At 66.1% G+C, this 13,055-nt stretch carries 11 protein-coding genes and 1 tRNA gene; 6 read left to right on the top strand and 6 right to left on the bottom strand.

From position 1 onward, the window contains the following. Positions 1-50 precede the first annotated feature (50 nt). Positions 51-566, bottom strand: a complete 516-nt coding sequence (locus IVB45_RS00275) for a L,D-transpeptidase (RefSeq protein ID WP_027566299.1) — start codon at positions 564-566, stop codon at positions 51-53. 466 nt (positions 567-1,032) lie between these two features. Further along, positions 1,033-2,979 carry an acetate--CoA ligase gene (gene acs, locus IVB45_RS00280; RefSeq protein WP_247357324.1) on the bottom strand — a complete coding sequence of 649 codons (1,947 nt, stop codon included), beginning with the start codon at positions 2,977-2,979 and terminating at the stop codon, positions 1,033-1,035. 398 nt (positions 2,980-3,377) lie between these two features. On the opposite strand from acs, the gene IVB45_RS00285 reads away from it, so the two are divergent. Next, the gene (locus IVB45_RS00285) at positions 3,378-4,547 is read left to right on the top strand and encodes a DNA topoisomerase IB (RefSeq protein ID WP_247357323.1); all 1,170 of its coding nucleotides are present in this window, start codon (positions 3,378-3,380) and stop codon (positions 4,545-4,547) included. A 10-nt stretch (positions 4,548-4,557) separates the two neighbouring features. Here the strand turns inward: IVB45_RS00285 and IVB45_RS00290 are convergent, their stop codons facing one another. After that, on the bottom strand, positions 4,558-5,013 hold the full coding sequence (locus tag IVB45_RS00290) for an SRPBCC family protein (RefSeq protein ID WP_247357322.1): 456 nt from the start codon (positions 5,011-5,013) through the stop codon (positions 4,558-4,560). A 99-nt stretch (positions 5,014-5,112) separates the two neighbouring features. On the opposite strand from IVB45_RS00290, the gene IVB45_RS00295 reads away from it, so the two are divergent. Then, positions 5,113-6,207, top strand: coding sequence for an adenylate/guanylate cyclase domain-containing protein (locus tag IVB45_RS00295; RefSeq protein ID WP_247357321.1), 1,095 nt, complete (start codon positions 5,113-5,115; stop codon positions 6,205-6,207). Positions 6,208-6,286: 79 nt separating this feature from the next. On the opposite strand, the gene IVB45_RS00300 is transcribed toward IVB45_RS00295, so the two are convergent. From IVB45_RS00300 to tsaD, 3 genes are read right to left on the bottom strand one after another with little or no spacing between them, the layout of a single operon-like run. After that, on the bottom strand, positions 6,287-6,700 hold the full coding sequence (locus IVB45_RS00300) for an EVE domain-containing protein (RefSeq protein WP_247357320.1): 414 nt from the start codon (positions 6,698-6,700) through the stop codon (positions 6,287-6,289). A gap of 2 nt (positions 6,701-6,702) precedes the next feature. Next, positions 6,703-7,683, bottom strand: coding sequence for an NAD(P)H-dependent glycerol-3-phosphate dehydrogenase (locus tag IVB45_RS00305; protein ID WP_247357319.1), 981 nt, complete (start codon positions 7,681-7,683; stop codon positions 6,703-6,705). A 2-nt stretch (positions 7,684-7,685) separates the two neighbouring features. After that, the gene (gene tsaD, locus IVB45_RS00310) at positions 7,686-8,759 is read right to left on the bottom strand and encodes a tRNA (adenosine(37)-N6)-threonylcarbamoyltransferase complex transferase subunit TsaD (RefSeq protein ID WP_247357318.1); all 1,074 of its coding nucleotides are present in this window, start codon (positions 8,757-8,759) and stop codon (positions 7,686-7,688) included. Positions 8,760-8,923: 164 nt separating this feature from the next. On the opposite strand from tsaD, the gene IVB45_RS00315 reads away from it, so the two are divergent. The 4 genes from IVB45_RS00315 (at position 8,924) to IVB45_RS00330 (ending at position 13,023) form a co-directional block, all read left to right on the top strand. Continuing rightward, complete coding sequence (locus tag IVB45_RS00315) at positions 8,924-9,670, top strand: uroporphyrinogen-III synthase (protein WP_247357317.1); 747 nt, start codon at positions 8,924-8,926, stop codon at positions 9,668-9,670. Positions 9,671-9,739: 69 nt separating this feature from the next. Next, positions 9,740-11,011 carry a hypothetical protein gene (locus tag IVB45_RS00320; RefSeq protein WP_247357316.1) on the top strand — a complete coding sequence of 424 codons (1,272 nt, stop codon included), beginning with the start codon at positions 9,740-9,742 and terminating at the stop codon, positions 11,009-11,011. A gap of 36 nt (positions 11,012-11,047) precedes the next feature. Continuing rightward, positions 11,048-12,847, top strand: a complete 1,800-nt coding sequence (locus IVB45_RS00325; RefSeq protein ID WP_247357315.1) for a heme biosynthesis HemY N-terminal domain-containing protein — start codon at positions 11,048-11,050, stop codon at positions 12,845-12,847. A 100-nt stretch (positions 12,848-12,947) separates the two neighbouring features. Then, a tRNA-Thr gene (locus IVB45_RS00330) sits at positions 12,948-13,023 on the top strand. The last annotated feature ends 32 nt before the right edge of the window (positions 13,024-13,055 follow it).

The raw sequence follows: 13,055 nt of genomic DNA on the forward strand, positions 1-13,055 counted from the left end.
AAGCCGCGTCGAAAGACGCGGCTCTTGTTGTCTCGCCCTGATGCCGGCGATCAGCGCGTCACGACCACCGTCGTGCCGACCGAGACGCGGCTGTAGAGATCGGTGATGTCGTCGTTGAGCATGCGGATGCAGCCATAGGAGACGAAGCCGCCGATCGAGCCCGGCACGTTGGTTCCGTGGATGGCATATTCACCGCCGGACAGCGTCATCGCCGCGACGCCCATCGGATTGCGCGGCGAGCCGCCCGGGATGACGTCCGGGATGCTCGGCTTGTCGCGCTTCACTTCGGCAGGCGGCGCCCAGGCCGGATTGCGGTACTTGCCGTCGATGCGGGTGGTGCCGGCCCACTGCTTGCCGGACTTGCCGACGCCGACCGGGTAGCGCACGGCGTGGCCGTTATCGAGGACGAGATAGAGCCGACGCTCGTTGGTTTTGACCACGATGGTGCCCGGCGAATAGTCAGCCAGGTGCGTCCCCACCATTTCCGGCCGCGCCTGCGCCGCCGTCGACATCAAGACCCCAGCCCCGACGGTGGCGGCCAGCGCCACAGCAATCCTCATCGACATCGATTTTCCCCTTGCCCCGAACGGACCGTCCAAAATTACGCAAAATCGGCAATCGCCGGCCCGCCAAGTCCTTGTTGCAAGTCCTTGTTACAGGTCCTTGTCAGGGGACATTCTTAACCGCGCTTGTTAACCGGATGGTTTCCACGCACGGCCGCCAAGGGCCAGCCAGCAGGGGGAACAAAGGAAATGTTCGAAACAAAGTAAATGACCTGAAAACAACACTCAGCGGGAAAGATGCTCGGGCGCCGGGGCGCCGCCTGACAAGTGCGTGAGGATGTGAACGGCCGTTGTTCGGGGAGCGCTAACGCGGAGATGCGGTCTCGTGTCCCGGACGCGGCGCAGCGCGAAGCGGTGCGACACAGAGCCGGGACCGAGAAAGCCACAGTGTCTGCCGTTGCATGGGGCCCCGGCTCAGCAGCGCACCGCGAAATGCGCGCTGCGCTGCGTCCGGGGCACGAGACTGCCTTTACGCGGACTTCTTGTTCTGACGGTTCTTGACGAGGTCGTCGACCACGCCGGGATCGGCCAGGGTCGAGGTGTCGCCCAGGCTGCCCGGCTCGTCCTCGGCGATCTTGCGCAGGATGCGGCGCATGATCTTGCCGGAGCGGGTCTTGGGCAGGCCGGGCGAGAATTGGATCTGATCGGGCGCAGCGATTGGGCCGATCTCCTTGCGCACCCAGGTGACGAGCTCCTTGCGCAGATCCTCGGTTGGCTCGATGCCGGCCATCAGGGTCACATAGGCGTAAATGCCCTGACCCTTGATGTCGTGCGGGTAACCGACCACGGCGGCTTCCGAGACCTTCTCATGCGCCACCAGCGCGCTTTCGACTTCGGCGGTACCCATGCGGTGGCCGGAGACGTTGATGACGTCGTCGACGCGGCCGGTGATCCAGTAATAACCGTCCGCATCGCGCCGGCAGCCGTCGCCGGTGAAGTACTTGCCCTTGTAGGTCGAGAAATAAGTCTGCTCGAAGCGGGCGTGGTCGCCATAGACCGTGCGCATCTGGCCCGGCCATGACCGCGTCAGACACAGATTGCCTGATGTCTCGCCGTCCAGCACATTGCCGTCGGCGTCGACGATCTCAGGCACCACGCCGAAGAACGGCTGCGTCGCCGAGCCCGGCTTGAGCTTGGTGGCGCCGGGTAGCGGCGTGATCAAAATGCCGCCGGTCTCGGTCTGCCACCAGGTGTCGACGATCGGGCAGCGGTCGTCGCCGACGACGCGGTGATACCACTCCCACGCTTCCGGATTGATCGGCTCGCCGACAGAGCCGAGCAGGCGCAGGCTGGCGCGCGAGGTCTTCTTCACGGGCGCGTCGCCGCTCTGCATCAGCGCGCGGATCGCGGTCGGCGCGGTGTAGAAGATGTTGACCTTGTGCTTGTCGATGACGTTCCAGAATCGCGAATTATCCGGGTAATTCGGCACGCCTTCGAACATCAGCGTGGTCGCGCCGTTGGCTAGCGGTCCGTAGAGAATGTAGCTGTGGCCGGTGACCCAGCCGACGTCGGCGGTGCACCAGTAGATGTCGCCGTCGTGATAGTCGAAGACGTATTGATGCGTCATCGCGGCGAACACGAGATAGCCGGCGGAGGTGTGCAGCACGCCCTTGGGCTGGCCCGTCGAGCCCGAGGTGTAGAGGATGAACAGCGGATCCTCGGCGTGCATGTGCTCGACCGGGCATTCCGTCGTCACCATTTTGGCGGCGTCGTGGTACCAGAGGTCGCGCGAGGGATTCATTTCGACCGCGCCGCCGGTGCGCTTGACCACGACGACCCAGTCGACGCCGTCTGCCTTGGCGAGCGCCGCGTCGACATTGGCCTTCAGCGGCACCTTCTTGCCGCCGCGCAGGCCCTCATCCGCGGTGATGATCACCTTGGACTGGCAGTCGTTGATGCGCTGGGCGAGACTGTCGGGCGAGAAGCCGGCAAACACCACGGAGTGAATCGCGCCGATCCGCGCGCAGGCCAGCATCGCGTAGGCCGCCTCCGGAATCATAGGCAGGTAGATGGTGACACGGTCGCCCTTCTTGACGTTCCGGGTGCGCAGGATGTTGGCCATCCGGCAGACCTCGTCGTGCAGCTCCTTGTAAGTGATGTGCCGGGATTGTGAGGGATCGTCGCCTTCCCAGATGATCGCGGTCTGGTTGGCGCGGCTGTGGAGATGCCGGTCGATGCAATTATGGGCGACGTTGAGGATGCCGTCCTCGAACCATTTGATCGAGATGTTGCCGGGCGCGAAGGAGACGTTCTCGATTTTGGTCGGAGCGTGCATCCAGTCGATGCGCTTGGCCTGCTCCGCCCAGAAACCGTTCGGGTCCGAGATCGAGCGGGCGTACATGTCCTTGTACTTGGCCTGGTCGACCCAGGCGCGCTTCGCCCATTCCGCGGGGACGTCGTAGATCTTCTCGGACATGTTTCCCTCCACATACGGCAAGCCGAGCACAGACCACGGGCGAGCCGACTTGATCGTTGAACCGATTATGCGTCGGGCTAACCGGACCCGACAAGGTGCACAAGCTGGACCTTCGGCGAGCAGCCGGCCATGCGGAGGATCAAGCCGCTTCGTGCGACTGTCGCAGTTTTGAAACAGGGCGACGGGGGCTTTCGGGTCTTTACCGAGCTCCTCGGAATGGGCCGGCGCAGAGCGCCATGCTCCCGGCAGCGGTATTTAGAAACCGCCCTCACTGATTCGGGACTCGCAATGCGGTTCGGAACACCCTAAATGGCCAACCCGGGCCCAACGAGACCCCTTGGAACAAAAATCAGAACAGCGGCATTGACCGATAACAGACAGGGCTAAGGCATAAGACTATGATGGATCAGCAGAATCTCGGGACTTTGCGGCCCGCTTCAGCCGATCCTGCAGCCATTGCGCTGGCCAAAGCCCTCGGACAATGGCCGAAACCGGCCGGTTCCGGCCGTCCCAGCCCAAAAAAAGCGTTCGACACGGCGCCTGCGGCGACGGTCGAGGCCCTCGCCAAGGAACTGGGCCTGCGGCTCGGCGACCAGAACGAGCTGACCATTCGTCGCATCAGGCGCGGCAAGGGCTATTCCTTCGTGCGGCCCAACGGCGTTCACATCCGCGATGCCCGCACCATTCGGCGGCTGCATTCGATGGCAGTGCCGCCGGCCTATCGCGAGGTGCGCTACTCGGCCGATCCGAGCACGCATCTCCAGGCGGTGGGACGCGATGCCGCGGGCCGGCTGCAATATCGCTATCACGCCGATTGGGAGAAGGTCCGCGAGCAACGCAAGGCGCATCGCCTGGAGAAGCTCGTCGGCGCGCTGCCCAAGATCCGGCGCAAGGTCTCGGCGTTCCTGTCGGGCGACGAGCCGACCCGCGAGTTCGCGCTCTCCGCCGTCATCGAACTGATTGCGCGCACCGCGATCCGCCCCGGCAACGAATCTTATGCCCGTCTCAACGGCACCCGCGGCGCCACCACGCTGCTGAAGTCCAACGTCTCGCTGGAAGACGACAGCTTCGTGCTGACCTTCAAGGCGAAGGGCGGCAAGGCTGTGCGCAAGGAATGCGACGCGGCCAAGCTCGTGCGTGCCATTGGGATTTTGCAGGACGTTCCCGGCAAGCGCATGTTCCAGTATCGCGATCCCTATGGCATCGTGCGTGCGGTCAGCACCACCCAGGTGAACGCGTTTCTGCGCGAGATCGCCGGCATCAAGATCTCGCTGAAGGATTTCCGCACGCTGATGGCCTCTGCCGTCGTCGTGGAATCGCTGTCGCGGATCACGCCGGCGACCAGCCAGCGCGGCCGCAAGAAGCAGGTGCTGGAGGCGATCCGCGGCGCTGCCGATCAGCTCTCCAACACGCCGGCGATCTGCCGCAAGAGCTATGTTCACGATACCATCGTCACCGCGTTCGAGGACGGCATCCTCGAACGCTTCGCCGCGACCATGAAGGGCCAGCGCTCGCAGGCCAGGCGCGAGCAACTTTTGCAGCAGGTGGTGGCGACCGCGGCGGTCTGACCTGGCGTCGTTACGCCTTGGTGGGAACGCCGTTGTCGGGACCGGGATTGCTTCCCGCGGCTGCGGTCGTGAGTCGTCCCAGATAATGCGCCCATCCCGTCGCGTGTGCGGCAGCCTGTTCCTCGGTCGGCAGCCCGCTATGGGTCATGCGCAGCAATGTGCCGCCGTCGTGTTCGATCAGGTCGATCTCGATCAGGCTCGAGCCGGGCGGCACTTCCTGGCCGCCCTCCCATCCAAACGTGTAGGCGAGACGATGCACCGGCACGACTTCGCGGAACGCGCCGCGGGCAACGCCGCCGCGGGGGCCGATGCCTTTGAGCAGATACAGCCCGCCGGGATGTGGCTCCGTGGTCGCGTCGGAACCCATCCAGCTCAAAATCTTCTCGGGGTCGGTCAGGTAAGCGAAAACGGTGGCGCGTGGGGCGGCGATCTGGGTCTCGCGTCGCACTATGAACGGTTCGGTCATCGGCGATCATCCTGGGCTGACGCTGGGACATGGCGGCGCGCGAGCGGCCCGTCAAGGATTGCCGTGACAAAGACCGCTTGCGTTCGTCATGATCGGGCCATGCACCTCTCGCCGACGCTCGCCTGGCTTGTCGATGCCGCCGCCGATAGCACCGGGGCCGACCGCCTGCTCGCGGATCTCGGCGCACAACTGGTCGCCGACGGCGTGCCGCTTGCGGCAGGCAGCCTGACACTCGAGGTGCCGCATCCGCTGATCGCGAAGCGGACATGGTTGTGGCACGCGGAGAACGGTCGGGTGATCGAGGCGCTTGGCTTCGCACCAGGCGGCCTCGCGCCCGACCCGCCTAACGATGCCGGCCGCCGCTGGCTGCGCGACATCGCGGGCGGTGAGGTGCACGAAGATTTGGTTGGACGGCCCGACGGGCCGTTGCTCGGTTGGATTGGACCGCGTACGTTCACCGCGGACGAGACCGAGCAATTGCGCCAGGCCGCGCGCTTTGCCGCGACACCTCTTGCGGCGCTTGCCGCGCGTGCAACCTTGCGCGCGACGCTGGATGCATATCTTGGCAAGCGCAGCGCGGAGCGGGTGCTGGCGGCACCCCTTCGGCGCGATCTCGGCGAGACCATTCAGGCCGCGCTGCTCTATGCCGATCTGCGCAACTTCACGCTCCTGTCGGAAACCACACCGCCTGCCGGCGTGATCGCGGCGCTCGATGCCTGGTTCGATCGCATCGCCGGCGCGGTTCACGCTTTCGGCGGCGAGGTGCTGAAATTCATCGGCGACGGCGTGCTCGCGATCTTTCCGGTGGTCGGGGCCTCACCGCGCCAAGCATGCGATGCGGCTCTGCGTGCCGCGAGCGCCGCCGAAGCCGGAATGACGTATCTCAACGCGGAGCGCCGTGCCCAAAATCTGCCGCCGCTCGCGTTCGGCGCGGCGCTGCATCTTGGCGAGATGCTATGGGGCAATATCGGCGCCGCCAATCGGCTCGACTTCACGGCGATCGGCCCCGCCGTCAATCTCGCCAGCCGGCTCGAAGGATTGTGCAAGCCGCTCGGCAGAACCGTGCTGGTGTCGGGCGCGCTCGCCGCCGAGGCGGACATGCCTCTGATCGCGCTCGGAGCGCATGCGCTGCGCGGCATTGCCGCGCCATGCGAGGTGTTTGCGCTGCCGGAGAAGCAAGCTCCGATATCGTAGCCCGCATGAGCGTAGCAACATGCGGGATCGCAGCAGTAGTCCCGGATTGCGCTGCGCTCCATCCGGGCTACGGCAGCAACTACATCCCGCCCATCTTGCAGACGAGCTTCCATTCCTCGGCTGTTACCGGCTGCACCGAGAGCCGCGAATATTTCACCAGTGCCATGTCGGCGAGCTTCTTCTCGGCCTTGATCGCGGCCATCGTCACCGGAATCTTCAACGGCTTGTCGGCCTTGATGTCGACGCAGACGAATTTCTCGGTCTTGTCGGTCGGATCGGGGTAGGCTTCCTTGATAACTTCCGCGATGCCGACGATCTCCTTGCCCTCGTTGGAATGATAGAAGAACGCCTTGTCGTCCTTCTTCATCGCGACGAGATTCTGGCGCGCGGTGTAATTGCGCACGCCGGTCCAGGCTTCGCCCTTGGCGCCTTTCGCCACCTGCTGGTCCCAGGACCACACCGATGGCTCGGATTTCACCAGCCAGTACGCCATGTTCATTCCTCTGCCTTGAAAGGTCGCGTCATGAGCCCCGAGATCGCGGCGTCGATCGTGCTTCTGCCGGTCAGAATCGATGCGACGGCTTCCGATACCGGCATTTCGATGTTTTGCGAAGCCGCGAGTTCGATCAGTACCGGCGCGGTGAATTCGCCTTCGGCAAGCTTGCCGGCGGGCGGCTGCTCGCTGCGGCCAAGCGCCAGGCCGAGCGCGAAATTGCGCGATTGTGGGCTCGAGCAGGTCAGGATCAGATCGCCGAGGCCAGACAAGCCCGTGAGTGTTTCGCTGCGTGCGCCGAGCGCGCGGCCGAGGCGTGTCAGCTCGGCAAAGGCGCGGGTGGTGAGTGCGGCCTGTGCGGAAGCGCCGAGCTTGCGCCCGACCGCGATGCCGACCGCGATCGCGAGCACGTTCTTGGCGGCGCCGCCGATCTCGACGCCACGGACATCGGTGGAGTGATAGGGCCGGAACGTCGGCGAGCCCAGCGCCTGCACCAGATGGTTGGCCAGCGTTTCTTCCCTCGCCGCCAGCGTGACCGCGGTCGGCAGGCCACGCGCGACATCGTCGGCAAAGCTCGGGCCCGACAGGATCGCCGGCTGCGCGTGAGGCGCGGCCTCGACGATCACGTCGGTCATGAATTTATGGGTGCCGTGCTCGATGCCCTTGGCGCAGGCAATGATCGGCACCGGTCTAGCCAGATGCGAGGCGAGCATGTTGACAGCACCGCGCAGATGCTGCGCGGGCACTGCGATCAGCAGCATATCCGCGCGCGCGGCGAGCGCCAGGTCGCTCGTGACGATGATCTCCGGAGCAAGCCGCACGCCGGGCAGTCGCGGATTGTCGCGGCTCGATGCGATCCGCATCGCGTGCTCGGGATTGCGCGCCCACAGCGTCACGTTCCGTCCGGCCCGCGCCGCCACCATCGCCAGCGCCGTGCCCCAGGCGCCCGCGCCGATCACCGCGACAGATCGGAACGCTGTCATTGCTAGAATCCCGCGCGTGTCTTGCCGTATCCGGCCGGTGCCGTCGCGTTCGCATCGAGCAGCCAGCGCGCGCGAGGCTGTGCTTCCATCGTGTCGATCATGCCGAGCGCGAGACGTTCGGCGCCGGCCCAGGCGATCATCGCGCCGTTGTCGGTGCAGAGCGCCGGCGGCGGCATGATCAATTGTGTACCGGCTTTGCTCGCAACCTCATGCAAGGCGCTGCGGATCGCCTGATTGGCGGCAACGCCGCCGGCCGCCACCAGCGCACGTGGTGCACCGAACTGCTCGCGGAAGAGTTTCAGACCGACGCTCAACCGGTCGGCCGTGGAGTCGAGCACGGCGGCCTGGAAGCTCGCGCAGAGATCGCTGACGTCCTGCGGTGTGATCTCGGCCAACCGGCTCGCTTCGTTGCGCACCGCCGTCTTCAATCCCGATAACGAGAAGTTGGCGTCGGGGCGTCCCTGCAGCGGCCGCGGAAACGCAAATCGCGCCGGATCGCCGCTGACTGCCGCACGCTCGACCTGCGGCCCGCCCGGATAGGGCAGGCCCAGCATTTTCGCGACCTTGTCGAAGGCCTCGCCGATCGCATCGTCGACGGTGGTGCCGAGCCGCACATACTGGCCGACGCCGGTGACGGCAACGATCTGGGTATGGCCGCCAGAGGCGAGAAACAGGCAATAGGGAAATTCGAGTGCGTCGGTCAGGCGCGGTGTCAGCGCATGCGCTTCCAGATGGTTCACCGCGACCAGCGGCGTGTCGTGCACCATCGCGATCGCCTTCGCGGTGGTGAGCCCGACGATGACGCCGCCGATCAGTCCCGGGCCTGCGGCGGCCGCGACACCGTCGAGCTGGGCGAAGTCGATGCCGGCCTCAGTCATGGCGCGGTCGATGATGCCGTCGAGCAGGTCGACATGGGCGCGGGCCGCGATCTCCGGCACCACGCCGCCGAAGCGGGCATGTTCCTCGACCTGCGACCACACGACATTGGACAGGATCTTGCCTGTGCCGTCAGGCGCACGCTCGATCACCGCCGCGGCGGTCTCGTCGCAGGTGGTTTCGATGCCCAGTACCAGCATTGGCGAATTGTTATCCAATTTGCGCCCTTCTCACGCCCCTTGCGCTCATCCGCAAAGCAGAGTTCTGGTACGTCCGGTAGCATTCCGGGGTCGGCCAACGCAATCGTCACGCGCGGCCGTCCCTCGTGAAAGCGCCACCGCCACGTGGTTCGGGAACACAAGCGATGTCCATTCTTGTCACACGGCCGCATCCCGACAATGAGGCGACGTCGGAAAATCTTCGTGCACGGGGGCATGTGGCGCTGCTCGCCCCGGTGCTCAAGTTCGAGCCGGTCGCCTTCCATGACGAGAGTGAGACAAGCTACAGCGCCGTCATTGTCACGTCGGCCAATGCGATCCGTGGCGTCGCGCCGCAATTGCGGGGCCTTGGTCTCCAGGAGCTGCCGCTGTTCGCGGTCGGTGAGCACACGGCCGCCGCCGCGCGCGATGCCGGCTTTGCCGAGGTGGTCGTCGCCGGCGGCGATGCCGCGGCCTTGCGCGACAAGGTGATGCAGAGCGCGCGCGACAAGCGGCTGAAGAAAAAGAGCACGTTGCTCTATCTCGCGGGCGCGGACCTGTCGCGCGACCTCGGCGGTGAGCTGGGCGCCGAAGGCTTCAACGTCGTCACGCAGACGACCTACCGCATGGCGCCGGTCAAGCTGTTGCCGCGCGATGTCTGTGAGGGCTTTGCCGCCCATGGGATCGAGGCGGTGCTGCATTACTCCCGGCGCAGCGCGCGGGCTTTCCTGGAGGCCGCGCGCGCCGAAGGTGTCGAAATCTCGGCTCTGGCGATCCCGCAATGCTGCCTGTCCGAGACGGTCGCGGGCGTGCTGCGCGAGGCGGGTGCCTCGCAGGTTCTGGTGGCGGCGACGCCGGACGAAAATGCCCTATTTGACACCTTGGAGCGTGCTTTGCGCACCCGTTTGGCGTAAGAGGTCGGGCCGAATCCGACGCAATCGGATCCGTTCGTTCAGGGCATGTAAGTGTGAGGAACCGTCACGATGGCCGACGACAAGCCTGAAGACGCAGGATTGGCTCCCGAGTCCGGCCGCGCCAAGCGCATCCCGCCCACCATCGACCTCCAGGCGACCGAGGTCTCGACCCAGCCGCAGGAGGTGGCGGGCGAGCCTGAGGCAGCGACCGAACAGGCCGCGCATGAGCAGGCCAAATCTGAAGAGGGCAAGTCTCAGGAGGAAAAGTCTCAGGAGGAAAAATCTCAAGAGGCAAAGTCCGAAGAATCTCATGCCGAGCCGAAGCCCGAGCTTGCCCAGGAAGAATCTTCCGTTGCGTCCGCGTCGGTATCGCCGTCAATTTCACCCTGGGTTATCGCTCCGTTCTCCGGCGCCGTGGCAGCCGCCATTGTGATCGCGGTCGGCTGGATGCTGGGCTGGCCTGCGGTGCAGGCGCCGCCGGCTGCTCCACAAGTGACGGGCGCAACCGTCGAGGCGCTGAGCGGGCGCGTGGCCGCGGTCGAAGCCAAGGCGGGCAAGCCTGCCGCCGATCCGGCCATGGTGGCGCGGATCGATGCGCTGGAGAAATCGGCAACGATCCTGCGCAGCGACATCGCCAATCTGCGCGCACAATCCGACAAGACTGCGAGCGCCCTGAACGACGCGACATCGGCGCCGCGCGCTGCCGCGCCCGATCTTGCCGCTCTCAACGACCGCCTCGCGCAGCTCGAGCGTGCCAGCAAGACCGAACGTGCGGAACTCGCGCAGCAAAGCGAGAAGATCGCCGAAGCGAAGACGATGGACGACAAGCCGCTGCGCCACGTGGTGGCGGCGGCCCTGCTCGACGTCGCCGTTCGCCACGGCGACGCCTACGAATCGCAGCTCGCCGCCGCGCGGTCGCTGGCAGCAAAGCCGGATATGCTGAAGCCGCTCGACACCTTTGCTTCGTCAGGCATTCCGACGCCGGTCGCGCTCAGTCGCGAGCTCCTCAACATCGTGCCGAAATTGTCGCCGCCGGCGGAAGCTCCGGCCAGCGGCACCGGCATCGTCGAGCGCCTTCAGGCAGGGGCGTCGAAACTCGTCCGCATCGAGCGTACCGATGGGGTCGGCAATGATCGCGGCGCCATCGTCGCGCGGGTGACGGCGGCTGCGTTGCGCAACGATTTCGTCGAGGCACGGCGCGAGTTGAAGACGCTGCCGGAGGCCGATCGTGCACCGGCGCAAGCCTGGCTCGACAAGGCCGATGCCCGTGACGCCGCGCTCGCCGCCTCACGCAAATTCGCCGACGCCGCCATGGCGGATCTCGTCAAGCCTGGTCAATAAAGGTTCGCGCAACAATCCGCGCGTATAGGGATCGTCATGCTTCGCATCGTCCTCTTCCTCGTCCTGATCGCGCTGGCGGCGGCCGGCGCGGCCTGGGTTGCCGACCAGCCCGGCGACCTCGTCCTGACCGCAGGCGCCTTCCGCGCCACAACGACGCTTCCCAGATTCGTGTTCTTGCTGGGCCTCTTTGCCGCGGCAGTCGTGCTGGTCTGGAGCCTGCTGACGATGGCCTGGCGCGCTCCGGGGCGTCTGCGCCGCCGCCGTCACGAAAAGCGTCATGCGCGCGGCCGCCACGCCATCACCCACGGCCTGCTTGCGATCGGCCACGGCGACACCGCGCTTGCCCGTCGCCACGCCGATACCGCGCGGCGGCTGGCCGCAAACGATCCGCTCGCGCTTCTCTTGCATGCGCAATCGGCGCAGCTCGAGGGCAATCGCGACGAGGCCCAGCGGGTCTTCCGTGCCATGGCCGAGCGCGAGGACACGCGCCTGCTCGGCCTGCGCGGTCTGTTCATCGAGGCGCAGCGCGCCGACGATGCGGTCGGCGCGGTGATGATCGCCGAGGAAGCGATCAAGCTGTCGCCGTCTTCGACCTGGGCCTCGCATGCGGTGCTCGGCTTCCGCTGCGCGCGCGGCGACTGGAGCGGCGCGCTCGCGATCCTCGATTCGAATCTGTCCGCGGGTCTGATCGACAAGCAGGCCTATCGCCGCCAGCGCGGCGTGCTGCTCGCCGCACGCGCGCTGGAATTGGAAACGATGGACCGCGACGTCGCGCGCGAGAGCGTGATGCAGGCGGTCAAGCTCGCGCCTACCCTGGTCCCGGCCGCAGTGCTCGCCGCAAAATTCGAGAGTGAGGCGCATCAGGTGCGCCGCGCCATGAAGCTGGTGGAAACCGCCTGGCTCGCCAATCCGCATCCTGATCTCGCGGATGCCTATGCGCATGTGAAGCTCGGCGATTCCGCGCGGCAGCGTCTGCAGCGGGTCGAGACGCTTGCGGCCAAAATTCCTGCCGACAAGGCCGGTTATGTCGAAGGCCAGCTGGCGATCGCGCGCGCCGCGATCGATGCGTCCGAGTTCGCCCGTGCGCGCGCGGTGCTCGCGCCTTACGTCAACGATCCGACCCAGCGCGTGGCGCTGCTGATGGCCGAGATCGAGCGCACCGAGCATGGTGACGGCGGCCGGGCCCGCGCCTGGACTTTGCGCGCGGTGCGCGCCCGCCATGATCCGGCCTGGACCGCGGACGGTTATGTCAGCGACCGCTGGCGTCCGGTGTCCCCGGTCACCGGCCGGCTTGACGCGTTCCAGTGGCAGACGCCGGTCGCTAGTCTTCCTTCCGACGGTGGCGCGATGATCGAATCCTCGGCGTTCGAGGAAGCCATGCTGGCGGCTCCGCCGCCGAAGCGGGTGACGGCGGCCCCGAGCGAAGGCCCGGCGGAACCGGTTGTCACGGCGCCGGATCCGGTGCCTGCCCCGCAGGACAATTCGCCGCCCCTTGAGGACAAGGAAATCTCAAAGGAAATCGCCGGGGAAACTGTCAAGGAAACAGCCAAGGAAGAGCCGGCCATCACGCCCGCCGAGCCGGTCCAACAGGCCCCCGAGATCGTCGAATCATCGCCGGCGGCGGCAACGCCGGTGTTCCGGACCCGCGCCGACCTCGGCAAGCCCACACCAGCACCTATTCCCGCCGTTATCCCGATCGTCCGCGCCCCTGATGATCCAGGGATCGACGACGAGGGTCTGAGCGATGAATTTACGGAACAAATCGGCACGCCCAGGGACCACGCGAAGGCCCAAGCCGGCGGCTGGCGCGGATTCTGGTCTCGCTGGGGCGGGTGAGCGGCATTTGAGAGCCGGCGCCACCTTGCCAATTCGGGCCATGCCCGATATCAGGAGCGCGCGTAACGGGACCGGCCTCGCGCGGGCCCCGGCAAGGTTCGCCGCAATAGCTCAGTTGGTAGAGCACGTCATTCGTAATGACGGGGTCGGGGGTTCGAATCCCTCTTGCGGCACCAGCGCCCCAGCGTCCGGCCCGAAGATTTTGGTG

Origin of the sequence: Bradyrhizobium sp. 4, from assembly GCF_023100905.1 — a bacterium.
In the GTDB taxonomy this organism is placed as follows: domain Bacteria; phylum Pseudomonadota; class Alphaproteobacteria; order Rhizobiales; family Xanthobacteraceae; genus Bradyrhizobium.